24 protein-coding genes and 1 tRNA gene are annotated in these 25,717 nt (G+C 40.3%); 22 read left to right on the top strand and 3 right to left on the bottom strand.

What is annotated here, in order from left to right; all coding sequences use genetic code 11:
• The first annotated feature begins 2 nt into the window (after positions 1-2).
• The 16 genes from FB379_RS05400 (at position 3) to FB379_RS05325 (ending at position 13,714) form a co-directional block, all read left to right on the top strand.
• Complete coding sequence (locus FB379_RS05400) at positions 3-509, top strand: acyltransferase (RefSeq protein WP_063389173.1); 507 nt, start codon at positions 3-5, stop codon at positions 507-509.
• Between the two features lie 177 nt (positions 510-686).
• Entirely contained in the window at positions 687-1,859 is a 1,173-nt protein-coding gene (locus tag FB379_RS05395; RefSeq protein WP_199757327.1) for an ATP phosphoribosyltransferase regulatory subunit, read from the top strand.
• A 5-nt stretch (positions 1,860-1,864) separates the two neighbouring features.
• Positions 1,865-2,503, top strand: coding sequence for an ATP phosphoribosyltransferase (hisG, locus tag FB379_RS05390; RefSeq protein ID WP_063389289.1), 639 nt, complete (start codon positions 1,865-1,867; stop codon positions 2,501-2,503).
• Entirely contained in the window at positions 2,500-3,795 is a 1,296-nt protein-coding gene (gene hisD, locus FB379_RS05385) for a histidinol dehydrogenase (RefSeq protein ID WP_144597323.1), read from the top strand. The genes hisG and hisD overlap by 4 nt, the downstream gene beginning before the upstream one ends.
• A complete protein-coding gene (gene hisB, locus FB379_RS05380; protein ID WP_063389171.1) occupies positions 3,788-4,375 on the top strand; it encodes an imidazoleglycerol-phosphate dehydratase HisB in 588 nt (195 codons plus the stop codon). The genes hisD and hisB overlap by 8 nt, the downstream gene beginning before the upstream one ends.
• 2 nt (positions 4,376-4,377) lie before the next feature.
• The gene (hisH, locus tag FB379_RS05375) at positions 4,378-4,989 is read left to right on the top strand and encodes an imidazole glycerol phosphate synthase subunit HisH (protein ID WP_063389170.1); all 612 of its coding nucleotides are present in this window, start codon (positions 4,378-4,380) and stop codon (positions 4,987-4,989) included.
• Between the two features lie 4 nt (positions 4,990-4,993).
• A complete protein-coding gene (gene hisA / locus FB379_RS05370) occupies positions 4,994-5,731 on the top strand; it encodes a 1-(5-phosphoribosyl)-5-[(5-phosphoribosylamino)methylideneamino]imidazole-4-carboxamide isomerase (protein ID WP_063389169.1) in 738 nt (245 codons plus the stop codon).
• A complete protein-coding gene (hisF, locus tag FB379_RS05365; RefSeq protein ID WP_063389168.1) occupies positions 5,728-6,486 on the top strand; it encodes an imidazole glycerol phosphate synthase subunit HisF in 759 nt (252 codons plus the stop codon). Before hisA ends, hisF begins: the two co-directional genes overlap by 4 nt.
• Positions 6,483-7,100, top strand: coding sequence for a bifunctional phosphoribosyl-AMP cyclohydrolase/phosphoribosyl-ATP diphosphatase HisIE (hisIE, locus tag FB379_RS05360; RefSeq protein WP_144597321.1), 618 nt, complete (start codon positions 6,483-6,485; stop codon positions 7,098-7,100). The genes hisF and hisIE overlap by 4 nt, the downstream gene beginning before the upstream one ends.
• 81 nt (positions 7,101-7,181) lie before the next feature.
• Positions 7,182-8,612 (top strand): tetratricopeptide repeat protein, encoded by a 1,431-nt coding sequence (locus FB379_RS05355; RefSeq protein WP_144597319.1) that lies wholly within the window; start codon positions 7,182-7,184, stop codon positions 8,610-8,612.
• 99 nt (positions 8,613-8,711) lie between these two features.
• Positions 8,712-9,659: a thioredoxin-disulfide reductase gene (gene trxB, locus FB379_RS05350; protein ID WP_144597317.1), complete on the top strand. Its 948-nt coding sequence runs from the start codon at positions 8,712-8,714 to the stop codon at positions 9,657-9,659.
• 289 nt (positions 9,660-9,948) lie between these two features.
• Positions 9,949-10,407: an 8-oxo-dGTP diphosphatase gene (locus tag FB379_RS05345; protein WP_063389164.1), complete on the top strand. Its 459-nt coding sequence runs from the start codon at positions 9,949-9,951 to the stop codon at positions 10,405-10,407.
• 210 nt (positions 10,408-10,617) lie between these two features.
• Positions 10,618-11,499, top strand: coding sequence for an RNase adapter RapZ (rapZ, locus tag FB379_RS05340; RefSeq protein ID WP_063389288.1), 882 nt, complete (start codon positions 10,618-10,620; stop codon positions 11,497-11,499).
• 2 nt (positions 11,500-11,501) lie between these two features.
• Entirely contained in the window at positions 11,502-12,458 is a 957-nt protein-coding gene (locus FB379_RS05335) for a gluconeogenesis factor YvcK family protein (RefSeq protein ID WP_063389163.1), read from the top strand.
• 23 nt (positions 12,459-12,481) lie between these two features.
• Positions 12,482-13,432 (top strand): DNA-binding protein WhiA, encoded by a 951-nt coding sequence (whiA, locus tag FB379_RS05330; RefSeq protein WP_063389162.1) that lies wholly within the window; start codon positions 12,482-12,484, stop codon positions 13,430-13,432.
• 24 nt (positions 13,433-13,456) lie between these two features.
• Positions 13,457-13,714 (top strand): HPr family phosphocarrier protein, encoded by a 258-nt coding sequence (locus FB379_RS05325; RefSeq protein ID WP_063389161.1) that lies wholly within the window; start codon positions 13,457-13,459, stop codon positions 13,712-13,714.
• A gap of 722 nt (positions 13,715-14,436) precedes the next feature.
• On the opposite strand, the gene clpP is transcribed toward FB379_RS05325, so the two are convergent.
• Positions 14,437-15,015, bottom strand: coding sequence for an ATP-dependent Clp endopeptidase proteolytic subunit ClpP (clpP, locus tag FB379_RS05320; protein ID WP_063389160.1), 579 nt, complete (start codon positions 15,013-15,015; stop codon positions 14,437-14,439).
• 264 nt (positions 15,016-15,279) lie between these two features.
• Here clpP and FB379_RS05315 point away from each other — a divergent pair.
• The 4 genes from FB379_RS05315 to FB379_RS05300 all read left to right on the top strand — a co-directional run bounded on the left by FB379_RS05315 (position 15,280) and on the right by FB379_RS05300 (position 18,430).
• Positions 15,280-15,355 (top strand) — tRNA-Arg (locus tag FB379_RS05315).
• Positions 15,356-15,483: 128 nt separating this feature from the next.
• The gene (locus FB379_RS05310) at positions 15,484-15,675 is read left to right on the top strand and encodes a hypothetical protein (protein ID WP_144597314.1); all 192 of its coding nucleotides are present in this window, start codon (positions 15,484-15,486) and stop codon (positions 15,673-15,675) included.
• A gap of 462 nt (positions 15,676-16,137) precedes the next feature.
• Positions 16,138-16,782, top strand: a complete 645-nt coding sequence (locus FB379_RS05305; RefSeq protein ID WP_066249117.1) for a LytTR family DNA-binding domain-containing protein — start codon at positions 16,138-16,140, stop codon at positions 16,780-16,782.
• Positions 16,783-16,915: 133 nt separating this feature from the next.
• Positions 16,916-18,430: an acetyl-CoA hydrolase/transferase family protein gene (locus FB379_RS05300; protein ID WP_144597312.1), complete on the top strand. Its 1,515-nt coding sequence runs from the start codon at positions 16,916-16,918 to the stop codon at positions 18,428-18,430.
• Positions 18,431-19,489: 1,059 nt separating this feature from the next.
• On the opposite strand, the gene FB379_RS05295 is transcribed toward FB379_RS05300, so the two are convergent.
• Together FB379_RS05295 and FB379_RS05290 are read right to left on the bottom strand one after the other, a co-directional pair.
• Positions 19,490-20,617 carry a glycerate kinase gene (locus tag FB379_RS05295; RefSeq protein WP_130158641.1) on the bottom strand — a complete coding sequence of 376 codons (1,128 nt, stop codon included), beginning with the start codon at positions 20,615-20,617 and terminating at the stop codon, positions 19,490-19,492.
• Positions 20,618-21,448: a MurR/RpiR family transcriptional regulator gene (locus tag FB379_RS05290; protein ID WP_242009295.1), complete on the bottom strand. Its 831-nt coding sequence runs from the start codon at positions 21,446-21,448 to the stop codon at positions 20,618-20,620.
• 157 nt (positions 21,449-21,605) lie between these two features.
• Between FB379_RS05290 and FB379_RS05285 the strand changes: the two genes are divergently transcribed.
• Both FB379_RS05285 and ptsG read left to right on the top strand, forming a co-directional pair.
• Positions 21,606-22,931 (top strand): 6-phospho-alpha-glucosidase, encoded by a 1,326-nt coding sequence (locus FB379_RS05285; protein ID WP_144597310.1) that lies wholly within the window; start codon positions 21,606-21,608, stop codon positions 22,929-22,931.
• Between the two features lie 96 nt (positions 22,932-23,027).
• Positions 23,028-25,088 carry a glucose-specific PTS transporter subunit IIBC gene (gene ptsG / locus FB379_RS05280; RefSeq protein ID WP_144597308.1) on the top strand — a complete coding sequence of 687 codons (2,061 nt, stop codon included), beginning with the start codon at positions 23,028-23,030 and terminating at the stop codon, positions 25,086-25,088.
• Positions 25,089-25,717: the final 629 nt, after the last annotated feature.

The raw sequence follows: 25,717 nt of genomic DNA, 5'->3' as shown, positions 1-25,717 counted from the left end.
TTGTGAGAAGAACGGATAAATTTCCTGTGGAAGGAGCAAACTCCCTTTGGCAGGTGTACAAGACGGTTTCTTTTTGGAAAGTTGTCAAAAATGTCATCGTGATTCTTATCGCGCGCTACACTCCATTTATGCCTATCAAAAACTGGCTTTACCGCACATTTCTTGGCATGAAAATCGGACAGCAAACATCGTTTGCATTTATGGTTATGGTGGATATTTTGTTCCCGGAAAAAATTAAAGTTGGGCGCAATTCTATTATCGGATACAACACGACGATTTTAGCACATGAATATTTAATCGATGAATATCGCATCGGCGAAGTGGAAATTGGAGATGAAGTCATGATCGGAGCAAACACGACTATTTTGCCTGGTGTGAAAATTGGAAATCGAGCTATCGTTTCTGCCGGCACTGTAGTTCATAAAGATGTTCCGGAAGGCTCTTTTGCAGGAGGAAATCCAATGCAAATCATCTACACAAAAGAAGAAATGGAAAAAAGAAAGCGGTAAGCGTCATCAATTTTTGTCGCTTACCGCTTTTTGATTAAGCAGGATTGAGCGAAAGTGAAATAAAGGCGCTTTGTGAAAGAAGTTTACATCAAAAACTTATTGATTATAAATCTTTATTTTGGTAGTATGGTAACATATTAGCGGATTAAAGTGAATGCGCCATGGAGGTGTCAGTGAGTGTTTATGTTTGAAAAGCCCTTGGGAATGCGGGATACATTGCCGGGCTTATATGTCATAAAAGAAAGCGTTCGTAAAAAAATGATGAATGTGATTGAAAGCTGGGGTTATCAATTTTTGGAGACTCCAACGTTGGAATTTTATGAAACAGTAGGAGTTCAGTCGGCGATACAAGAGCAGCAATTATTTAAACTTCTTGACAGGCAGGGGCATACGCTCGTTTTAAGACCAGATATGACAGCTCCCATTGCACGAATTGCGGCTTCCAAGCTGATGAAAGAAAGCTTGCCGTTAAGGCTCGCTTATTCTGCAAATGTGTTTCGTGCACAGCAGCATGAAGGCGGCAGACCGGCAGAATTTGAACAAATTGGCATTGAGCTGATTGGCGATGGAACGATTAGCGCTGATGCGGAAGCGATCGCTCTAATGATATATGCCTTAAAAAATACTGGCCTTAAAGATTTTAAAATTTCCATTGGGCATATCGGATTTATCAATGCTTTGTTCGGAGAAATTTTAGGGAAGGAAGAACGGGCGGAGAAGCTGCGCCGCTATTTATATGAAAAGAACTTTGTCGGATACCGCGAGCATGTGAAAAGATTATCTCTCTCTACCATTGACAAAGAACGCCTTTTAAGAGTCATTGATTTAAAAGGAGGAATTGAGAAGGCTGATGAAGCTTCAAGCCTTGTTGCTTGTGACAGCGGGAAGAAAGCGCTGGAAGATTTAAAACAGCTCCTTATCCAATTAAGAGCTTATGAAGTGGATCAATATATCAAATTGGAACTGAATATCGTCAGCCACATGAGTTATTACACAAGCGTGATTTTTGAATTATATGCGAACGGTGTTGGACTTCCGATCGGAAACGGCGGGCGCTATGACCATCTTTTAGAAAAATTTGAACGTCCTGCCCCGGCGACAGGCTTTGGCATACGGTTAGATAATTTGCTGGAAGCTCTGGGGGATTTAAAATTGAATAAAGATCGCTATTGCATCATATTCAGCAGAGAGAATCGACAAGAAGCTTTTCGGTATGCCAATAAGCTGCGAAAAGAAGGAAAACAGGTTGTCATGCAAGATATTTCCGGTATCGATCAAATCGACAGGTTTACTGGTCAATTTACAGATATTTATTATTTCCTCGGAAAACCAGGAAAGGTGAGAGAGTGATGAGCATGTTAACGATTGCGATGCCGAAAGGGCGAATTTTTTCAGAAGCTGTCGAACTATTAAGAAAATCAGGCTACAAGCTGCCAGACGAATTTGATGAATCAAGAAAACTAATTTTGACCGTGCCGGAAGAAAATATTCGCTTTATTTTAGCGAAGCCGATGGATGTCGGAACATATGTAGAGCATGGTGTTGCAGATGTTGGGATCGCCGGAAAGGATGTCATGATGGAAGAAGAGCGGGATGTTTTTGAAGTGCTTGATTTGAAAATTAGCAAATGTCATCTGGCTGTAGCCGGACTGCCTGATACGAAAATGAATGACATCGCTCCAAAGGTGGCGACAAAATATCCAAATGTGGCTTCTAAATATTTTCGAGAGCAAGGGGAGCAGGTCGAAATCATTCATTTGAATGGATCGATCGAGCTGGCGCCATTGATTGGACTGGCTGACAGAATTGTCGATATTGTTTCGACGGGAAGAACGTTAAAAGAAAACGGATTAGTAGAATTTGAACATATTGCTGATATCACTTCAAGACTCATTGTCAATCCCGTCAGCTATCGGATGAAGGACAAGCCGATCGACATGCTTGTGGAGCGGCTTGCCAAAACAGTGGAAGAAGGAAAGGAGGATTCGGATTGAAAATTATTCACATCACTAAGGATCAAAAGCATTCCTTGAAAAGATCGATTGACGCTGGAACAGAGGAGCAGCGCAAAATTGTGAGGGAAATTATTGAACGAGTCAAAAAGGAAGGCGATCAGGCGCTATACGAATATACGAAACGTTTTGATGGGGCAGATCTTCAATCTTTGCACGTATCAAAAGAAGAAATTAGTCGAGCGTACGAAGCGGTAGATAAAGAATTCATTGACATTGTTCAAGAAGCAGCAGAAAATATCTTTCATTTTCATGAAAAACAAAAGAAAGAATCATGGTTTTATTTCGATGAAAAAGGAACAATGCTCGGTCAGAAATTAACGCCGGTAGATGCTGTCGGCGTTTATGTTCCCGGGGGCACAGCTGCCTATCCTTCTTCTGTTTTAATGAATATCATGCCGGCTAAAGTGGCTGGTGTAGGCAGAATCGTGCTCGTTTCTCCTCCAGATCAAAATGGGAGCCTGCCGGCGGAAGTGCTGGTGGCAGCCAATGAAGCTGGCGTATCGGAAATATATAAAGCTGGCGGTGCCCAAGCAATTGCCGCTCTAGCTTACGGTACAGAAACAATCGAACCGGTCGACAAAATTGTCGGTCCTGGCAATATATTCGTCGCTCTTGCAAAGCGGGAGGTATTTGGAACAGTTGATATCGATATGATCGCCGGGCCAAGTGAAATTGTCGTCTTAGCTGATGAAACGGCTGTTCCGCATGAAGTTGCGGCCGATTTATTATCGCAAGCAGAGCATGACAGGCTGGCAACCAGCATCCTTGTTACGCCTTCTATAAAATTAGCAAAGGAAGTTCAAAAGGAAGTTGAGGCACAATTGGCCGATTTGCCGCGAAAAGATATCGCCGCTGCTTCGATCGAACAGTTCGGTGCTATTTATATAACGGATTCAATCGAGGAAGCGGTTGGGATAGTCAACCAACTGGCACCTGAGCATTTGGAGGTATTAACGGAAAACCCGACGGGTGTTCTGCCAAAAATTAAACATGCAGGAGCCATCTTTTTAGGGAGATATAGTAGTGAACCTGTAGGCGATTATTTCGCAGGTCCCAATCACGTTTTGCCGACAAATGGAACAGCGCGTTTTTCCAGCCCGCTTAACGTGGATGACTTTATGAAAAAGTCAAGCATCATTTCATACAGTGAAGAAGCATTCCGTGCACATGCTTCAAAAATTGCAAAGTTTGCAAGATATGAAGGATTAGAGGCGCATGCAAGAGCAATTGAAGCTCGACTAGAAAAAAGAGGAAGTGATCGAAATGAATAGAACCGCCACAATATCTCGAAAAACGAACGAAACGAATATTCAGCTGTCATTTTCAATAGATGGTGAAGGCCGTGCAGATCTAAAAACTGGAGTTCCTTTTTTAACTCATATGCTTGATCTGTTCACAAGGCATGGCCATTTTGATTTAAAGATTGAGGCAGAAGGCGACATTGACATTGATGATCACCATACGACAGAGGATATTGGCATTTGTTTGGGACAGGCGATTCAACAAGCACTAGGCGATAAAAAAGGAATTAAACGGTACGGTCATGCCTTTGTCCCAATGGATGACTCTTTAGCGCAGGTTGTTATTGATTTAAGCAACCGACCGCATTTTGAAATGCGTGGAGAATTGCCGAAGGGGAAAGTAGGAACATTTGATACAGAGCTTGTTCATGAATTTTTATGGAAGCTGGCGCTTGAAGCACGGATGAACCTGCATGTAATCATTCACTATGGAATGAATACCCATCATATGATTGAAGCTGTATTTAAAGCGTTGGGGAGAGCTCTTGATGAAGCGACTATGATCGACCCCAGAGTCAAAGGGGTCCCATCAACGAAGGGGATGTTGTAAAAATGATTGGCGTGATCGACTATGGCATGGGGAATTTATACAGCGTCTCGAAAGCCTTGGAACGCATGAATGCGGAATATTTTGTATCAAGTGATTTAAACGAGCTTGAAAAGGCAACAGCTTATATATTGCCAGGAGTAGGCGCATTCAAAGACGCGATGGCTATTTTAACGGAAACAAAAACAGATAAATTTTTGAAGGACGAAGTGCAAAAGGGAAAGGCTTTATTAGGTATTTGTCTTGGCATGCAGCTTTTGTTCAACGAAAGCGAAGAACACGGCTGGACTGAAGGACTCGGCTTTTTAAACGGCCAAGTAAAAAGAATTCCAGGAGAAAATGTAAAAGTCCCGCATATGGGATGGAATAAGCTGGCTTTTCAACGAGATCATCCTCTTATAACTGGTCTTCAAGAAGATTACGTATACTTTGTCCATTCTTATTATGCGGTCGTAAACGATCCGGACGTTGTGGTCGCTAGCGCTTCATACGGTGTGACGGTTCCGGCTATTGTAGGAAGTGGAAATGTATTCGGCTGCCAGTTTCATCCGGAAAAAAGCGGCAAGCTGGGACTAGCCATCTTGAAAAACTATTTAACTTTTGTATCAAGGATGTGAGCTAATGATGAGTTTTACTATTTTTCCTGCCATTGATTTGCGCGGAGGGAAATGCGTCCGGCTGCTTCAAGGCGATTACAATAAAGAAACGGTTTACGGAGATTCACCGTTTGCTGTCGCCGAGTCGTTTGTAAAGGAAGGTGCTGACTGGATTCATATGGTAGATTTGGATGGGGCAAAAGACGGAGTCCGCGTGAACCATCAACATGTTTTGAAAGTGGCAAAAGAGCTAAAAGTAAAGGTACAAGTTGGCGGCGGCATTCGCACAGAAAAAGATGTATACGAATATTTGGAAAACGGCATTTCCAGAGTTATTTTAGGCAGTTCTGCCGTTTCAAACAGGTCATTTGTTGAAAAAATGCTGGCTGAATACGGCGGCCGAATCGCAATCGGTATCGATGCGAAAAATGGCTATGTATCAACAGAAGGCTGGCTGAATACGTCCGAAGTTAAAGCGGTTGATCTTGGAAAAGAACTGGCGAAAAGCGGTGCAGAAACATTTATTTTTACTGATATTGCAACAGATGGAATGCTCTCGGGACCAAATGTCAAGGCGATTGTGGAAATGGCAAAAGCAACTGGAAAAACAGTCATCGCTTCCGGAGGGGTAAGCTCCATTGATGATTTGAAAAAGTTAAAGCAATATGAACAGGATGGAGTGAAAGGCGCTATTGTCGGAAAAGCGCTTTATACGAAAAAGTTCAGCCTCCGCGATGCTATCCATGAGGTGAATGGGCTATGATTACGAAACGCATCATTCCTTGTCTAGATGTTAAGGACGGACGTGTCGTCAAAGGCGTGCAATTTGTCCAGTTGAAAGATGCGGGCGATCCAGTGGAGCTAGCGAAATTTTATGATGAAGAAGGAGCAGATGAGCTTGTCTTCTTAGATATTTCCGCATCTCATGAAGGCAGAAAAACGATGATTGATGTTGTCGAACGAGTAGCAGCAACATTAGCCATTCCCTTTACGGTCGGAGGCGGAATCAACTCTTTGGAAGATATGAAAAAAATTTTGCGTGCTGGTGCGGATAAAGTTTCCATTAACACTTCTGCTGTATTAAACCCTTCGCTGATTATGGAGGGAGCTGATTACTTTGGCAGCCAGTGCATTGTGGTAGCGATTGACGCAAAATACGATCCGCAGCTCGGAAGCCACCGCGTCTATACGCACGGGGGACGAAAAGCGACCGAATGGGAAGTCGTGGCGTGGGCAAAGGAAGCTGTAAAAAGAGGTGCTGGCGAGATTTTGCTGACTAGCATGGATCAGGACGGAGAAAAATCCGGCTTTGACATTGACTTAACCAAAAAAGTAAGCGAGGCAGTTCCCGTCCCAGTCATTGCATCCGGCGGCGCCGGTAATGCTGAGCATTTTCTTGAAGTTTTTCGCGATGCCCGAGCGGATGCAGCGCTGGCAGCTTCCATTTTCCATTACAAAGAAACATCAGTCAAAGAAGTAAAAAGATTTTTGCAAAAAGAAGGGGTGAATATACGGTGAACATAGCAGAACTCAAATTCGATGAAAATGGACTTATTCCTGCGGTTGTTCAAGATGCTGTTAGCAAAGAAGTGTTAACAGTAGCTTATATGAACGAAGAGTCGCTAAAAAAAACTCTGGAAACGAAGGAAACATGGTTTTACAGCCGTTCGCGCCAAAAACTTTGGCATAAAGGAGAAACGTCCGGCAATACACAAACTGTTCAAGAGATACGCTATGACTGTGACAAGGACGCGCTTGTCGTGCTGGTAATCCCGAATGGTCCGGCCTGCCATACAGGACAATACAGCTGTTTTTCAAAAGAAAATGGCGGCCAGGTGGACGGTAGCCGTTTTGATATTATTAACAAGCTGGAGGCCGTCATTGCTGAGCGTGAAGCTGAGCGTCCGGAAGGCTCTTATACTACCTATTTGTTTGAAAAAGGCTTGGACAAAATTTTAAAAAAGGTTGGAGAAGAAGCTTCAGAGGTCATTATTGCAGCAAAAAACCGCAGCCATGATGAGCTGAAATGGGAAGCCGCGGATTTATTATTTCATTTGCTTGTTCTGCTGCGCGAGCAAAAGCTTCCGCTCGATGAAGTATTGACAGTTTTAAAAGAAAGACATGAAAAATAATCGCGAGTAAAAATAGGTTTTTCCTATTTATAAGATATGGTATACTATCCCTCGGCAAATAAAGTGAAATGGAGGGTTTGAGTGGGAAACCGTAAAGTAAAAAAAGACGAAGATTCAAAAATTGTTTCGTTTTTCCAAGACAGTGCAACGTTTTATCGCTGGGGATTAAAGGCTTATCAAAAAGGCGATTTGCAGTCGGCTTCAAAATTCGTCAAGCGGGCAGTAGATCTGGATCCGTATAACGAAGAAATGATTTGCAGGCTGGCCAGCATTTATACCGAATTAGGAAAGTTTCAAAAATCAAACGAACTATTAACATATATTATTGAACATATTCACCCTCATTCGGTAGAATGCTATTATTTTCTTGCAAATAATTATGCTCATCTCGGCTTGTTTCACGAAGCTTATAAACATGCAATGATATATAAGGAAAAGGCGCCGCAAGGCATATTTTCCGTAGAAAACAGCGATCTTCTTGAAATGATCGAAATGGAAGAAGAGGCTGAGCATTCGGATGATCTAATCGTGAAGCAAGAAAAAGCGCGCTCTTTGCTTGAGAATGGACAGTTTCAAGAATCTATTTCCATTTTAAAAGAGATTATAGCTGATTACCCAGAGTTTTGGTCCGCTTATAATAATTTGGCGCTTGCCTATTTTTACCTTGGGGAAGTGGAAAAAGCGAAGGACATGATTTCCCTTGTGCTCCGGAAAAATCCAGGGAATTTGCATGCTTTATGCAATTTGCTTGTATTTTTTTATTATGAAGGTGATGAAGCGAGCATAAGCATGCTAGTTGAAAAACTAAAAAGAGTTTATCCGCTTGTTTCAGAGCACCAATATAAACTGGGGGCGACGTTTGCACTCATCGGCTTTTATCCTCATGCATTCAAGAGGCTCCATGCCTTGTATCGAAAAGGGTTTGAGGGGGATGACACGTTTTATTATTGGCTCGCATACTCTTCTTATTTTATAGGACACTATGACTTTGCTAAAAAAATATGGAAGAAGGTTCTGTATTTAAATCCGCGGAAGGAAGGCTCTGAACCGTGGAATATGAAAGGGCTAAACGAAATGGAAAATCAAGTCCCGGAGCGGCTGCTCTCTATCTATTTCGCAATGAAAATGGATGAACGAGCGTATTTAGTAAATGAACAGGAGTTTGAAACTCGTCTTGAAAGAGAAGCTGTTCAATATGCTTTAAGCGTTTTAAATGGCAAAAGGCCGACAGGTTTTCATGCTGTTCATTTCGCTTTCCATGTGGCCGATAGTTTAATGGACAAAACGTCAGAAGGAAAAGAATTGGTTTTATTTTGGTTTCGGCTTTTCAAAAATGCCTTCAAGTTCGATATAAAATTTCGCAATGTCAACGCATGGTCAGCAGCTGTCTATTATTTATGGATGAAACAGATAGGAAAAAACATCACACAAGATGGCGCGGCCAATCACTTTAACATCAGCAAAGCTACGCTGTCTAAATACGTGCGCGTCGCAAAAAAATTGAAAATGTGAGCAAATAAATAGCACGAGACATTTATTTTATATAGGATATGTTGTAGGGAATAATAATTTTGTATTATTTATTGGATCATATGATGAGGAGTGAGTCTCGTGTCTGAAGAAAAAATTTATGATTGTATCATTGCCGGAGCAGGACCTGCAGGATTGACAGCTGCTGTTTACACATCCCGCGCCAACCTTTCTACTTTAATGATAGAAAGAGGCGTGCCTGGAGGACAAATGGCCAATACGGAAGATGTTGAAAACTATCCTGGATTTGATCATATTTTAGGTCCAGAGCTATCAAATAAAATGTTTGAACATGCTCAAAAATTTGGTGCTGAATACGAATATGGAGATGTGAAGGAAATTGTCGATGAAGGCGAATATAAAATCGTCAAAACAGGCAACAAAGAATATAAAGCAAGAGCAGTGATTATCGCTACAGGGGCCGAATATAAAAAGCTCGGCGTGCCTGGAGAGAAAGAACTGGGCGGACGAGGCGTCTCTTATTGTGCTGTATGCGACGGAGCATTCTTTAAAGGAAAAGATTTGATTGTTGTCGGCGGAGGAGACTCTGCTGTCGAGGAAGGAGTTTATTTAACCCGCTTTGCGAACAGTGTGACAATCGTTCATCGCCGCGATCAATTGCGCGCCCAAAAAATATTGCAGCAGCGCGCCTTTGATAATGAAAAGATTGATTTTATTTGGAATCATACAGTAAAAGAAATTCATGAAGTCGACGGGAAGGTTGGCAAAGTCACGCTCGTAAATACGATAACAAATGAAGAAACAGAAAAAGAGATAGACGGTGTATTTGTATACATTGGCATGGTGCCGCTGTCCAAACCTTTTGAAAATCTCGGAATTACAAATGAAGCAGGATATATTGAAACAAATGAAAACATGGAAACGAAAATTCCCGGCATCTTTGCGGCAGGAGATATTCGGGAAAAATCTTTGCGGCAAATTGTAACTGCAACTGGCGACGGAAGCATTGCTGCCCAAAGTGCTCAACATTATATTGAAGAATTAAAAGAGAAATTAAAAAATGCCTAAAATTGTTAACAAAATCGTAACTATGATTTAATTGTGCTGTAACATCAATGAAATAAAATTCAGTTACTATAAAAGTAGTAATTGACCCCCTTTTATAATATATACTTTTGAGCATGGGCAACCCTTCCCATGCTCCTTTTTTTGTTGCACCTTTTCTTTTGAAACCTTTAAAAGAGAAAAAACGTATGATAAAGTAGGAAAGCATGCGCATTGAGACACTATAGCATTTAATTGTATAATAAAAGGAATAAATATTTTTTATGTACCGCAACCTAGGGGTGAACTTGCTTTGCAAAGGGTTACAAATTGTGTTCTTGTTCATGAAGGTCAGCTGCTCTTGCTTCAAAAACCGCGCCGGAATTGGTGGGTAGCCCCTGGAGGGAAAATGGAGCAAGGGGAATCGATAAAAGAATCTGTTGTAAGAGAATTTAGAGAAGAAACTGGAATTTATTTAATAAATCCAAAAATTAAAGGGATTTTCACGATCATTGTCAAAGATGGAGATAAGGTTGTTCAAGAATGGATGATGTTTACATTTTTCGCAACACAATTTAACGGGGAAAATGTTTTGGAAACTGAGGAAGGAAAGCTGAAATGGCACTCGATTGATGAAATTAAACAATTGCCGATGGCTGCGGGCGACTACCACATTATTGAATATATGATTAAAGGGTCAGGAATCATGTATGGAACATTCATCTATACACCTGATTATGAGCTTTTGTCTTATCGGCTCGATCCACAATAAAGAAAACTTCAGCTGCAAGAAAATCGAAGCCAAGGTTCAGAGAAGAGGATATACATGCCAGTTTCAAAATTTCCGCTAAATAAATTTATGATTTGACTCTTCTCATCCTTGATCAAAAAGCTATCAGATCAAAAAAATAAATCCCGATATTTCCTATTCAACATCTGTTACTGAATATTTTTCTTTTGAAAAAACGGGGGGCTTTGAATGATGAGTGAAACTTCAAATATTAAGATGGTTATTATTACGGGGATGTCCGGGGCAGGTAAGACGGTTGCGATTCAAAGCTTTGAAGATCTTGGATATTTTTGCGTCGATAATCTTCCACCTACTCTTTTGTCCAAGTTTCTAGAGCTTATGAAAGAATCGAGAACGAAAATGAACAAAGTAGCTGTAGTTATGGATTTGAGGGGAAGGGAATTTTTTGAATCTTTCCATCAGGCAATTGAAGAAATCAATGATATCCCGTGGATCGCACCGCAAATTTTGTTTCTTGATGCACATGATCAAGTATTAGTTAACCGGTATAAAGAGACGAGAAGAACCCATCCATTAGCTCCAAAAGGTCTTCCGCTTGAGGGGATCCGCCTTGAACGGGAAATGCTGGAGGAATTAAAGGGACGTGCGCAAATTGTATATGATACATCCAACTTAAAGCCAAGAGAATTAAGAGAAAAAATTTTAAAACAGTTCGCAGAAAATGGCGATCAAACCTTTACGTTGAACGTTTTATCATTTGGATTTAAATATGGTTTGCCGATCGACGCGGACTTAGTGTTTGACGTGAGATTTTTGCCCAACCCGTATTATATTGATCATATGCGCCCTAAGACGGGGCTTGACGAAGAAGTTTCATCATATGTTTTAAAATGGACAGAGACATCTAAATTTTTAGAGAAGCTGACAGATTTACTCTCATTTATGATCCCTCATTTTCAAAGAGAAGGAAAAAGTCAAGTGGTCATTGCAATCGGTTGCACTGGCGGACAGCATCGCTCGGTGACTCTGGCTGAATATTTAGGGGATTTTTTCCGCAAAAACTACAAAGTGCATGTATCCCATCGTGATATTGAAAGGAGAAACTATCGATAACTATGGATAAAAAGAAAATCGTCATTATTGGAGGAGGAACCGGATTATCTGTTCTGCTTCGAGGCTTAAAGCTGCTCCCTTTTGATATCACGGCCATTGTAACAGTTGCAGATGATGGCGGCAGCTCCGGTAGACTTCGTGATGAACTGAACATTCCCCCGCCGGGCGACATTCGCAACGTGTTAGCTGCTCTTTCCGATGTGGAACCGCTAATCGAGGAACTTTTCCAGCATCGTTTTAAAAAAGGGAACGATTTGACTGGCCATTCTCTCGGCAATTTAATACTTGCAGCGATGACCAATATCACCGGCGACTTTATGCACGCCATTCGGGAAATGAGTAAAGTATTAAATGTTCGCGGTACTGTTTTGCCTGCAGCGAACCAGAGCGTTGTATTAAATGCGGAGATGGAAGATGGATCTGTTGTGAAAGGGGAATCGAAAATCCCTTTTTCAGGAAAAAAAATTAAAAAGGTGTTTTTAACCCCGAAAAATGTAAAACCTCTTCAAGAAACGATCGATGTCATCAGACAGGCACATATGATCATTTTAGGGCCTGGAAGTCTTTATACAAGCATTTTACCGAATTTGCTCGTTCCGAAAATTGGCGAGGAGGTTTGCAAGTCCTCGGCCAAAAAAATATATATATGCAATGTCATGACTCAGCCAGGGGAGACGCTAAACTATACAGCGAGCGATCATGTGAAGGCTCTTTACGATCATTTAAACTGTCCGTTTATTGATGTGATCCTCGTGAACAACGGATCTATTCCCGAATACATACAAAAACGCTACGCGAAAGAATCAGCTTTTCCTGTCCAAGTCGATGCAGAGGCGCTAAAAGATATGGGACTTCGAGTAGTGCAGGACAACATGGTCTCCTTCGATCAACATGTTATTCGACATGATACGAATAAAGTGGCAAACATCTTAAAAAATTTGCTTCTGGAAGAAACGTAATCGGAAAGGGCGGTAATGGAAACATGTCGTTTGCTTCAGAGACGAAAAAAGAATTGACAACACTGGAAGTAAAACAATGTTGTTTAAAAGCAGAGTTGTCCGCGCTCATCCGAATGAACGGAACTGTGTCATTTTCCAACCGGGAATTGCTTTTGGATGTGCAGACGGAAAACGCAGCGATTGCAAGACGCATTTACATGCTGATCAAAAAAAAATATGACGTTCCGATCAAGCTGCTTGTACGAAAAAAGATGCGATTAAAAAAGAATAACGTCTATATTGTTAGAATGAATGAACAAGTAAAAGAGATTTTGGAGGATTTGCGAATTTTAGGCAAGGATTTTATGTATAACCATCAAATCTCTTTAGACCTTGTGAAAAAAAAGTGCTGCAAGCGGTCGTATATGCGTGGTGCGTTTTTAGCGGGCGGATCCGTCAACAACCCGGAAACTTCTTCATACCATTTGGAAATCTCGTCGTTATATAAGGAACATAACGATTCGCTATGCAGTTTGATGAATACGTTTTATTTAAATGCAAAAACACTGGAACGGAAAAAAGGATATATTACATACTTAAAGGAAGCTGAAAAAATTGGGGAATTTTTGACATTGATCGGTGCCCATCAAGCTCTACTGCGTTTTGAAGATGTCCGAATCGTTCGTGATATGAGAAATTCAGTGAACCGCCTTGTCAATTGCGAAACAGCAAATTTAAATAAAACCATTGGAGCTGCTTTACGGCAGGTAGAAAATATAAAATTCATTGATGAAAAGATCGGATTAAGCGCCTTACCTGAAAAGCTGAGGGAAATTGCAGAATTACGGGTTATGTATCAAGATGTGACATTGAAGGAACTAGGTGAAATGGTGTCCAGCGGGAAAATCAGCAAATCGGGAATCAACCACCGATTAAGAAAAATCGATGAAATCGCTGAAAAATTGCGGGCTGGCAAAACGATTTCATTTAAATAAATTTTTAAGAAGAGAGGGATTAATATGGTTGAGAAAAAAGTGGAAGTTCGGTTAAAAACCGGTTTGCAGGCACGACCGGCTGCATTGTTTGTTCAGGAAGCCAACAGGTTTTCATCTGACATTTTTATCGAAAAAGACGGAAAGAAAGTAAACGCCAAAAGCATCATGGGGTTGATGAGCTTAGCTATTAACAGCGGCTCTGAGATCACATTGATCGCAGAAGGAAACGATGAGGAAGAAGCATTAGAAGCGCTTATCAACTACATTCAAAACGAAAATTAATGTGAACACACAAAAAAATTGCCGCAAAATTCATCAATGGATGGATATTGCCTCTCTTGTGGGAGAAAGCAGGAAACAACCGCTGTCAGCCACAAGAGGGCTTTATTTTTGCTAAAACTGATATGAAGACGAAATGGCTTCGAGTGCATTAATAGAAAAGTTGTGATAAATCTTATGTTGGGAGAGAGCTTCGTGAAGGTTCTTAACTGGAACTTTTGGATTCAAAGCATGCGAAAGATCGGGGCGAATCCGAGCAATATATTTGGTGTAAATACTATTTTTTCATAAATCTGCGATCAACATTCAAGAAAAAACAAACGTGCTTTGTGGTTTGAATGACTTACAGCTGAACGGATAATGAGAGATTCTAGCCCTTTTATAACATGAAAAAATCGATTATAACACTTGTTTTTGCCAGCAGGTGTCCAGAAAAAAACTTCAGCAAAATACGGTTTACACAGGCTCTCCGAAAGCATATTTAATCCTTCATCAGGCTCGATCCGCATTTTGGGCTTAGATTAAAGCAATATCGGCAGTTAACGGCTTTTCGAAAACGTCAAGCTGACGATTCCGGCCAAAAAGTTGAATGAGGAGCTGCTGTCAAGATCATTCTTGACATTTGCTCCTCATTCAAAAGCGTGAAGGTATGAAGCAGCGGTTTATTTTTATACTGTCTGCTTGATATGTTTATTTTTTTATTGTCTTCCTATTTGAGGCAGCTTTTATTTTGTTAAAACTTTGTCAATCAACCCATATTCTTTTGCACGTTCAGCTGACATGAAATTGTCGCGGTCCGTATCACGTTCAATTACTTCAAGAGGCTGACCAGTGTTTTCAGATAAAATTCTGTTCAATTTATCTCTTAAAGAGAGAATTCGTCTAGCTGCAATATCAATGTCAGTTGCCTGACCTTGCGCGCCTCCTAACGGTTGATGAATCATTACTTCACTATTCGGAAGGGCAAAACGTTTTCCTTTTGCACCTGCCGCCAATAAGAATGCTCCCATGGAAGCAGCCATTCCTATACACATCGTGGATACATCAGGTTTAATAAATTGCATCGTATCATAAATCGCCATGCCAGCAGTAATTGATCCGCCCGGGCTGTTAATGTAAAGGGAAATATCTTTTTCAGGATCCTCCGCTGCCAAGAAAAGAAGCTGAGCAACGATGGAGTTTGCAACATGATCATCAATTGGCGTACCAAGGATAATAATGCGGTCTTTTAACAATCTTGAATAAATATCGTAAGCACGTTCACCACGGTTTGTCTGTTCAATAACAGTCGGTATTAAATTCATTATGTTTCCTCCCTCGCATCAAAGTTAAAGTCATTTCTATTCCATCATACATAAAAGGTCAATAAAGGTCAAACAAAAAACTTTTATATATAATTATTTATAAGATCAATACATGTACCATCATACCCTTATTTTTCATTTTTCAAACAACGATGAAAAATGAATTTTTCAAAATAATTTTGACACGATGGATAATTAAACAAAATTTATTCTTGCATATATTGTTCAATTCGATTATAATATAATTCGTGACATTTGAAAAATGCGCTCGTAGCTCAGTTGGATAGAGCGGTGGTTTCCGGTACCACGTCCGTCGGGGGTTCGAGTCCCTCCGAGCGCGTAAGCCTAGAGCGACAAGGGTTTGAGCGATTTAGAAGTCGTTCAACGGACGGGAACTACCGAAAAATGGACAACGTATTTTCGCAAGGTTTCCGTCCCTCTGAATCAAAGAGAACGCGTGCCTCCAAAATGAAAAATTTTGGAGGTTTTTATTATGCGAAAAAGGCTAGAAAGGTAGTTTCAAGACTATCTGATTGTAGATGTAATCTCGGTTATATGACGGTTGCAGAAGGATTAAAATACGCTAAGATCATTTACAAAACGGAAGCTATCCAGGACGAACGAGTACCGATTATTGAAGTTCTTGAAAAAATTTTATAGATGTTGTCGGTTTTAGAGATCTTACTACTGACCAAATTAGACGTTACATTAATACGTCATCTGTAACCGTGGATATTCTTTTCGGTGCTATTAAATCGATTTTTAGAAAGCTACATAAATTCGGTATTATTTGAAGAAAGTCTCGTCAAAAAATGCCAAAATTAATAAGGATGAACAACGAATCTTGTGCTTACAGACACGCAAGTAAAGAGGCTATGAAACGTCAAAGATATAGGTATTTACGGGATTTCGTGACTATGGTGCTATTAAACTAATGTTAGAGTGAGAACAAAGGATAAACTAAGTTGAATAGACAGAAATTTCGGGTATTTTTTATCGTAAACTATTTGAAAAAGGTGACGATATTAGTCGCATTCGATAAGAACTATGCCAAAAAGGGTGAAAAAAGATGTAAAATAATAATATCTTGCAATATTTATAGATCACGAAGGGTGTTGAAGAATGGAACGTATTTCAGTAGTTTCCATTTTAGACGTTATTGGTGAATTGTTTTCTGATGAAGTTTCGATTGCTGTTTCCAATACAAAGGAATATATCTATTACCGGCCGAGTAAACGGATTGATTTGAAAATCAGACCGGGAGACTTGGTGAGAAAAGGAACGATTGCGTATAAAGCTTTGCACACCAAACAAAAGGTTTCTGAGTTTATTAACCGCGATGTGTTTGGCGTTCCTTATCACGGGATGGCTGTTCCGTTTTTTTGGGAAGGAAAGCTTGAGGGATGCGTCACTGCGATTTTTCCTGCTTTGACGGATGGAAAATCTGTTGTGACCGTCAAAACTGATGATGGATGGGTTCCTATTCCTTTTTCGAAAGTTGCGTATTTAGAAGCAAAAGATAAAAAGACCTATGTGTACACTGAAGGATGCTCAGGAACGCATAAATACTCTCTCCAGGAATTTGAATACTTGCTTCCAAAGGACTATTTTATTCGCTGTCATCGGGCTTTTATTGTGAATGTCAACCATATTAAGGAGATCTACCCTGATGCGCATTCAACATTTTTGCTGTTGATGAATAACGGTGATAAAATTCCTGTCAGTCAGTCCTACTCTAGTTATTTTCGAAAATTGCTTGGATTTTAAAAAATCGTTCTGTTTTAGTATGGAAATTGAGTTGTTTATCTGAATTTTCGGTCACTTATCCCCAAAACCTTGCCCCGTTAACTTTTATCGGTAAAATAAATTTTAAATTCATTAAAGGGGAGATGATGGGGAAATGGACAATAAATTGGAAAGGATTGAAGATTTGCGTTTGCGCGATCGAATAGTCACAGCTGATGAAGCCGCATCATGGATCAAAGACGGGATGACTTTAGGGTTAAGCGGATTTACACGCGCGGGTGATGCGAAAGCGGTTCCATATGCGTTGGTGAAACGAGCAGAGCGAGAATCGTTTAAAGTAAATGTGTATACAGGAGCCTCTTTAGGTTCTGATATCGATAAAATGTTCACTGAAGCTGGCATTTTAGGCAAGAGGCTTCCTTTTCAGGCGGATCCTACGATGAGAAAAGGAATCAATCGGGGAGAATTTTTATTTGTCGATCAGCATTTGTCCCATACTGCTGAATTAGTGCGCTCAAATGTTATGGATCCAATCGATTTCGCAATTTTGGAAGCGGTTTCTATTACAAGAGATGGAATGGTTATTCCGACAACCTCCATTGGAAACTCGTTGACATTTGCCCAGCACGCAAAATCGATCATTATAGAGATTAATACGGCACAGCCTGCAGACTTAGTAGGAGTGCATGATTTGTATGAACCGGAGAAACAAGGGGAAAGAAAACCGATTCCGCTGACAAAATCGAATGATCGAATCGGTACGATCGGAATACCGATTGATATAGAGAAGGTAAAAGGAATTGTATTTACCAATCAGCCAGATTCACCGTCGACAATTGTGCCTCCGGATGAAGAAACAGTCATTATGGCGCAGCATTTGATAGAGTTTTTGCGTAAAGAAATTAAAGCCGGCCGATTAACGGAACGTTTGGCCCCGCTGCAGTCAGGCATCGGTTCCGTCGCCAATGCAGTTCTTCATGGCTTGCTGGATTCAGAATTTGAGGATTTAGAGGTGTATTCTGAAGTATTGCAGGATGCAGTCTTTGATTTGATAGATGCGGGCAAAGTCCGTTTTGCCTCTTGTTGTTCGATTACCCTTTCAGAGCCGAAAATGAAGGAGGTTTTCTCGAATTTTAAGAAATACCGCGACCGTTTAGTGCTGAGACCGCAGGAAATTTCCAACCATCCTGAAATTATTCGCCGGCTCGGTTTGATTTCCATTAACACAGCATTGGAAGTGGACATCTACGGCAACGTCAATTCAACCCACGTACTTGGAACGAAAATGATGAACGGCATTGGCGGATCCGGTGATTTTGCAAGAAATGCCCGCCTGGCGATTTTTGTGACAAAATCAATAGCGAAAGACGGAAACATATCAAGTATTGTTCCTTTTGTCTCCCATGTTGACCATACGGAGCATGACGTCGATGTCATTGTCACCGAGCAAGGGTATGCGGATCTCCGGGGCTTGGCGCCAAGAGAGCGTGTGGAACTGATTATCGAACGCTGCGCCCATCCGATGTATCGCGACCAGCTTCGGGAATATTATCAGGAAGCTCTTGCAAGAGGAGGGCATACACCACATGTTTTAGAAAAAGCTCTTTCATGGCATATAAATTTTGCTAAAAACGGAACGATGCGTGAAGAGATAGCACATAGCGTTTAATCGGATGACAATTTATTCGTGCATTTTCTAGACATGAGAAGAGATCGGCACAGCTTGATCAAAGAAGGAATTTATCAACTAGAAATCAATTTTGCGGATATCACACAACAAATGTTTTCACCCCCCTTAGCGTTAAAAGCACTAAACGAATGGACTTATTAATTGATACTGTACTGAAAAATTTAATAAAAAATAAATTCGAGTTGAAGGCAGAAAACGATTGTTTTTGCGAAAATCATCATACAGAACGGATAGTGAGCGCTTTGATCAACTGTTTTCTGAGAATAAGGACGGATTTGCAAGGGTTATTGATTACAGCGTCAACTGGTATCTAATGTTAATTGATCATTTTTCTGACGCAAATTGCTGTATCAGCCCGATAAACTTGATACTGAAGTCGATATTCCGGAAGTCGTCAATCTCGTGTTTTTTCAAGAAAGGACGTTCGACATCAAAGTTTTGGCAAATAATTGGGTTCAGAACACGCTTATATAAAGACTTACTAGATTGGAGAAGTTAATACGCATTCACCTTTTTGGCAAGTTTGGTAATTTTGAGTTTTTCTGCGAAAATCCAAAAGGAATGGAAGGAAATAGTTTAACGGAACGGTTATTTAACATCGAAGTCGAAATCATTAAAGAATTTTAGCATTTGCAGTACCAAGAAGAAAAGTATATGGGTTTAAAACGGAGTTATGGAATAAAAGTTGAAAGAACCGTTTAAAAGTGCAGGAAGCATTATAGACTTGTTTAAAGACAACATGGATGATCGTGAGGAAAATGATCTGTATTCGATAATTTAACACAAAATTGTGAAGATATTGTCGGTGCTTAATGGAATACATCAATTATTTCTTTTACCTTCATTACAAAAGAGGCATCTTAGATGTTGAACAAGATCTTAGATGCCTCTCTAATGTGGAATTTTGGAGATTTGCCGGTCAATCTTCTAGATAAAATTGAGATGGAATAAGGGGAAAGTTATTTTTGCAGTATTCAACATAAACATCTGAAAAAAAATTTCCCCATCTGGATTATAAAAGCGAAAACCTGGATCCGATTATATCTTCAAAGAGTGAATAAGATGCATCACTTGCTTCGTCTGATTGTACAATAGCTGTTTTGCCTGATCCATACATTCCTCAATCGTCAATGGTTTAGTAATAATCGAAAAGCATCCGTGAAATTTGCTGCGGAGCACATCTAAATTGCCTGCAAGCGAGCCGGATATTAATATCGTTGGAACTCCGTATATTTGAGCGAGATCAGCGATATAGCCGGGCGCTTTTCCGTATAATGTTTGTTCATCGCTTTGTCCTTCTCCTGTAATGACAAGATCCGCCTGCTCTATTGCTTCCTTCAAGTTCGAAGCTTCTGCTACAAGCTCAGCACCGGATATAAGCTTTGCGCCTAGTACAAGGAATGCAAATCCCAAGCCTCCTGCTGCCCCTGCACCTTTCACGTTATTGAAGACTTTTCCTTTCTGCTTCTCAATAAGAGCAGCAAATCGGGCCAATGCTTCGTCGTAAATCGGTATTTGTTTGCTGCTGGCACCTTTTTGCGGTCCGTAAACTGCGCTGGCACCTTTTTCACCACATAACGGATTGTCCACATCACAAGCAACCTTTATTGTAATATGTTCCAATCTCGGATCCAAACGGTCGAAACTTACTTGATTGACCTCCAATAAATCTTTTCCGAAAATCCCCGCTTCTTTTCCTTCTTTATCCCAAGCTTTCATGCCAAGCGCCTGTAAAAAGCCAAGACCTCCATCATTTGTAGCACTGCCGCCAAGCCCGATAATAAACGATTTACAGCCTTTATCCAATGCATCTTTCATCACTTCGCCAAGTCCGAAAGTAGTGGTCACATCCGGGTTTCGTTGTGAAGGAGGCACTTGGACAAGCCCAGCGATATTGGCAACTTCAATAGCAGCCGTATTATTTTCGAGGATGGCATAATATGTTTTTATTTTTTTGCCCAAGGGGCCTGTACAGGTTACCTCAATGCGATCCCCGGCTGAAGAGGCTAACAATGCATCGACTGTTCCTTCTCCGCCGTCAGCCATTGGCTTTGTTCTTACTGTATCACCGTAATGAAGGTCAAGTATTGCTTGTTTCATAATATTAGCTGCTTGAGAAGAGGTCAGACTCCCTTTAAAAGAATCAGGTGCTACGACAATATTCATTTAGCTGCCTCCTTTGTTTGTCTGATATCCTTCCGAATTTTTAAAAACGATAGAATAAACGAGATAAATGGAATTAATTACACTCAGCATATTGATTTCTTCCAAAATAGGTGATTTAAAGGATTCTAGTTTGCAACTGCTCACTTTGATGATTTGTTTCGCATTCTGTGCTAAATAGCCTTTTTCATTGCCTGTAATCGCAACGATAGGAATGCCTCTCTTCTTTAATACCTTTACTAGCTGTACGATAAATCTTGTTTCTCCGGAAAAAGAAATGACAACGGCTAAATCTCTGGGCGTAAGTGATTCTGCTTCGGAAATTTGATTTTCATGGTTGCTGTACGCAGTAGCATATTTGCCCAGACGAATAAATTTGAATTGTGCATTTCTTGCAATGAGATGCGAAAATGTTACCCCAAAAAAAGCAACTTTTTTTGAGTGATGGATTTCGTGAACAACTTGAATGATTTCCTTTGAACGGAGAAATTGCTCTGTTTGCTTCAGAGAAGCATGTAATTCATCATAATATTCGTTTATTTGTTTTATATTAAATTTCGTTTTAAGGTTTTGATAGTCTACTTCAGTATCATTAAATTCAATAAATGATCTGGCATATTCTTTAAGCTCTTTAAACGTAATATTTTCAAAGCGCTGGCAAAATCGGGTGATCGTTGCAGGTGATGTATGGCACGCTTCAGCTAATTCATAAATGGACATTTTCGGGATTTTTTCCACATTCCTCAAAATATATTCGGCAATAATGATTTCTGATTTTGTTTGGTCTGTTGAAGATTCAATGAAGTTTAATAATTTAGCCATAAAGTTGTACATCGAATCACTCCGGATTTCATATTTATTGTACGTTCTATTATAAATGACCATGAAAAAAGTTTCATAAAATGAAATTTTTCCTGTCTTTGTTTTTTCGTTCGTTAAGATATCGGTAGAATCAGTTACATGAAAAATTACTACCAGGAGCTGAAACACAATGAAAAAATTCAATGTACTTATTGTTGGCGGGGGGAGTACTTGGACGCCAGGTCTTTTAAAAGCAATTTGCTCGCGTCAAGATACTTTCCCGATCAACCGATTGGTCATGTATGATATCAATTACGAACGCCAAAAAATAATTGGCGAATTTGCGAAAGTGCTCTTTAAAGAAGAGTACCCTGACATTCATTTTAGCTATACAACAGATAAAGAGGAAGCATTCACGGAAGATATCGATTTTGTTTTTGTGCAAATGCGTACTGGCGGCTATGAAATGCGTGAAAAAGACGAAAAGATCCCGTTGAAACTAGGGGTTATCGGTCAGGAAACATGCGGGCCGGGCGGTTTTGCTTACGGTATGAGATCGATCCGCGATATGGTTCAATTGGTCAAGGATGTCAGAAGCAAAACGAAAGACGCATGGATTTTAAACTACACAAATCCTGCTGCTATCGTTGCGATTGCGTTACAGCAAATGTTTCCTGATGATAAAAGAATCCTCAATATTTGCGACCAGCCTGAAAACTTGCTTCGTTCGTACGGCCGTTTATTAAATATGAATGAACGTGATTTTGATCCTGTATACTTCGGATTAAATCACTTTGGCTGGTTTACTCATTTATATGATCCGCAAGGCAATGACAAATTGCCTGAGTTAAGGGAAATGATTTTGAAAAACGGCTTCCGTCCGGCTGACTACGAGCAAAGGGATAAATCATGGCTCGAAACGTATGCCATGGTACAGCAAATGGTGCGAGATTTTCCGGACTATTTGCCGAATACGTATTTACAGTATTATCTATATCCAGATAAAGTGCTGAAAAAATTGAATCCGGATTTTACGCGTGCAAATGAAGTACAAGCCGGTAGAGAGAAACGCGTATTTGAAGATTGTGTGCGCGTTGCTGAAACAGGAACTGCAAAAGATTCCAACGTAGTAGCAAATGATGCGCATGGCGAGTTTATCTTAATTGTTGCAGAATCCATTGCATACAACAAAGGCGACAATTTTATTGTCATTTTGAAAAATGATGGAATCATCAGCAATTTGCCGGATGATGCGATGGTTGAAGTGGCTGCAAGTATAACCTCAAACGGGCCTAGACCATACGCAGTTGGAGAAATTCCAACATTCTATAAAGGATTGATTGAAGGGCAATATGCGTATGAAAAACTTACAGTGGAAGCATATATGGAAGGCTCATACGCCAAAGCGCTGCAAGCTTTAACTTTAAATCGTACAGTTGTATCTGCAGCAAAAGCGAGAGAGGTATTGGATGCCTTAATCGAAGCCAATAAAGAATACTGGCCGGAATTGCGATAATAACTTGTCCGTGCAGGGAGCCGTTATGACTCCCTGCTTGAAAAATAGCTAGAATGTATCCGTTTTCTATATCTTATCTAGAAGGGGAGCTATGAAATGAAGAAGGTATTTAACTTTGATTTCTTTCAGAGAATTGGCAAAACTTTTATGGTTATAATTTCTTTGCTTCCTGCAGCCGGTTTATTGTTGGGAATCGGTACAACGTTACAATCTCCATATTTAATCGAATATTTGCCTTTTTTAGATTCAGGATTTTGGAAAACGATTTCTGATTTAATGAAGGGTGCAGGAAAAGCGATATTTGGGAACTTAGGTGTTTTGTTCGCTATCGGTATAGCGGGGAGCTGGACCGGTGGAAAAGCGGCAGCCTCCTTATCAGCACTTGTTGGTTATTTAGTTATGCATACCGTTATCGGGATTGTCCTTGGAATTACGCCGGAAAACGTATCGGAACCAGGGCGTGTACTTGAGTTAGGGATTCCGACACTTCAAATCGGTGTTTTTGGCGGTATCATCATCGGGTTTGTAGCAGCAGTTCTTTATGAAAAATATCATGATTTCAAAATGCCGGAAATGCTGTCCTTTTTCGGCGGTTCACGATTTGTTCCTATTATAACAGCAGGTTATTCAATCATTATTGCACTGATTTTGGCCTTTGTTTGGCCACATGTACAAGACGGCATTTATGCACTTGGAACTGCCTTATCAGGAGAAAATACGCCGCCGCTTTACATGTTCATTTATGGACTAGTAGAACGTGCCCTTATTCCGTTTGGATTGCATCATATTTTCTATATCCCAATTCGTTTTTCGGAAGTTGGCGGAACGTATACAACACTTGCTGGATCTGTCGTTTCCGGAGACACGGCAATGTATATGGCTCAGCTTGCGGATAAACAAGTAAATGATGCCGTTGAAATAACAGCAGGAAGATTTATGGCAGGGAAATTCCCGTTTGTTCTGTTTGGTCTGCCAGCGGTAGCGTTAGCAATGTATCACATGGCAAAACCGAAAAACAAAAAAGCTGTAGCAGGCTTATTGTTGACTGCTGCGGGAACAGCATTTTTTACAGGAATTACAGAGCCGCTTGAATTCACGTTCTTGTTCGTAGCGCCATTATTATACGTTTTCCACACATTAATGGCAGGGCTGTCATTTATGCTGATGTATGTTTTAGATGTGAATGTTGGATATGCCGGCGGATCCGGAATCATTGATTTTATCTTATTTGGTATATTACCTGGTGTTGGAGAGCCATGGTGGTATGTCATTATCGTTGGTCTGGCAATGGCTGTTGTTTACTACATTGTATTCAGATGGTCTATTAAAAAGTGGGATCTCCTTACACCAGGGCGCGGAGATGAAGATTCGAACAGACTTTATACTAGAAAAGATTACGAAGAAAAAACAAATAGAAAAAGTGATGAATCTGTTGTCAATCAAAAAGCGTATGAAGTCTTAGCAGCACTTGGCGGAAAAGAAAATATCAATAATCTTGATGCATGTATTACACGTTTAAGAGTAGGTGTAAAAAACAAAGGCGCTGTTAATAAAGAAAAACTGAAAGCTCTTGGTGCTTCAGGCGTATTGGAGGTAGGAAATGGAGTTCAAGCAATATTTGGACCTACTTCAGACACTTTAAAAAATCAAATTTTAGATATCATGAATCAGGAAACAAACGAATATAAAGAAGAATCAACTATTAGTTTTGTAGCGCCATTATCAGGAAAGGTTGTTTCTTTGGAAGAAGTGCCTGATGAAGTTTTCTCTCAAAAAATGATGGGCGACGGCATTGCTGTTCAACCAACAAGCGGAGATGTCTATTCCCCGGTTGACGGTGAAATCGTCGATGTATTCCCAACCAAGCACGCCATTACACTTCGTTCAGATGAAGGAGCAGAGCTGTTGATTCATTTGGGACTAGAAACAGTGAACTTAAAAGGAGAAGGCTTTGAAATAAAAGTTTCACCTAAAGACAAAATCAAAAAAGGAGATCTTATCGCACAATTCGCCATCGACCAAATTGGCGAAAAAGGGTACAACACCATTACTCCTATTATTTTACTGAACGGAGATCAGTTTAAAATCGACCATAGTAGTTATCCATCCAACGTAGTTGGAGGAAAAGACGTATTAATCAAGGTTCAGAAAGGATAAGATCGATCATCCATGGGATAACAGTACGATACTGTACAGAATTGCTTCCGAGTTCCATAAAGGATAGTATCGATTATCCATGAATTCGCAAGGAACCCAAGTCCATAAAGCTTAGATCAATCATTTTCAAAAGGCTATCGAGTGCATTCGATAGCCTTTTTTGCATAGTGATTGAAAAATGTGAAAAGGCACAGTACATCTGCTGCTGTGGCGTCATAGGCTTCGGAAATTGCAGCTGCAAAGAGCCGACAGCTAAATTGTAGTACGCCGCTTTGACGGGCAAGAATTTCAGAAAGAATTATTAAAGAGAGAAAAAAAGATTTTAAATTGGACGAGTAACAAAGCGGAAGGGTACATGATCCATCAGGTTACGGTACTTTCCGTATACTGCCGATTGAAATCAACGGGAAGAACATGTACAGGATCCATCAGGTTACGGTACTTTCTCTTTTTTAGTATAGGCAATTGCGGAACTATTAATGAATGCCGATTCGGCTTCTACTGTATTCATTTGAAGTTTCAACCGGATAATATATAGATAAAAAATTTGCGGCAGCCTTCTTGGAGTTTTCATTTACATTTCAATACCATTTTAGATACTCACGAAACTCTCCAGTTTATGAATAGCA

This window comes from Aeribacillus composti, assembly GCF_007827555.1.
Classification (GTDB): Bacteria; Bacillota; Bacilli; order Bacillales; family Aeribacillaceae; genus Aeribacillus; species Aeribacillus composti.
Note: the sequence above shows the minus strand (reverse complement) of the source record. Positions and strands in the feature narration are given on the sequence as shown.

Bases quoted from the DNA above. Each gene is read 5' to 3' on its own strand.
- hisG (WP_063389289.1), top strand. From the start codon at position 1,865: ATGTTAACGATTGCGATGCCGAAAGGGCGAATTTTTTCAGAAGCTGTC.
- hisB (WP_063389171.1), top strand. From the start codon at position 3,788: ATGAATAGAACCGCCACAATATCTCGAAAAACGAACGAAACGAATATT.
- hisH (WP_063389170.1), top strand. From the start codon at position 4,378: ATGATTGGCGTGATCGACTATGGCATGGGGAATTTATACAGCGTCTCG.
- hisA (WP_063389169.1), top strand. From the start codon at position 4,994: ATGATGAGTTTTACTATTTTTCCTGCCATTGATTTGCGCGGAGGGAAA.
- hisF (WP_063389168.1), top strand. From the start codon at position 5,728: ATGATTACGAAACGCATCATTCCTTGTCTAGATGTTAAGGACGGACGT.
- rapZ (WP_063389288.1), top strand. From the start codon at position 10,618: ATGAGTGAAACTTCAAATATTAAGATGGTTATTATTACGGGGATGTCC.
- FB379_RS05335 (WP_063389163.1), top strand. From the start codon at position 11,502: ATGGATAAAAAGAAAATCGTCATTATTGGAGGAGGAACCGGATTATCT.
- whiA (WP_063389162.1), top strand. From the start codon at position 12,482: ATGTCGTTTGCTTCAGAGACGAAAAAAGAATTGACAACACTGGAAGTA.
- FB379_RS05325 (WP_063389161.1), top strand. From the start codon at position 13,457: ATGGTTGAGAAAAAAGTGGAAGTTCGGTTAAAAACCGGTTTGCAGGCA.
- clpP (WP_063389160.1), bottom strand. From the start codon at position 15,015: ATGAATTTAATACCGACTGTTATTGAACAGACAAACCGTGGTGAACGT.
- FB379_RS05310 (WP_144597314.1), top strand. From the start codon at position 15,484: ATGAAAAATTTTGGAGGTTTTTATTATGCGAAAAAGGCTAGAAAGGTA.
- FB379_RS05305 (WP_066249117.1), top strand. From the start codon at position 16,138: ATGGAACGTATTTCAGTAGTTTCCATTTTAGACGTTATTGGTGAATTG.
- FB379_RS05300 (WP_144597312.1), top strand. From the start codon at position 16,916: ATGGACAATAAATTGGAAAGGATTGAAGATTTGCGTTTGCGCGATCGA.
- FB379_RS05295 (WP_130158641.1), bottom strand. From the start codon at position 20,617: ATGAATATTGTCGTAGCACCTGATTCTTTTAAAGGGAGTCTGACCTCT.
- FB379_RS05290 (WP_242009295.1), bottom strand. From the start codon at position 21,448: ATGTACAACTTTATGGCTAAATTATTAAACTTCATTGAATCTTCAACA.
- FB379_RS05285 (WP_144597310.1), top strand. From the start codon at position 21,606: ATGAAAAAATTCAATGTACTTATTGTTGGCGGGGGGAGTACTTGGACG.
- ptsG (WP_144597308.1), top strand. From the start codon at position 23,028: ATGAAGAAGGTATTTAACTTTGATTTCTTTCAGAGAATTGGCAAAACT.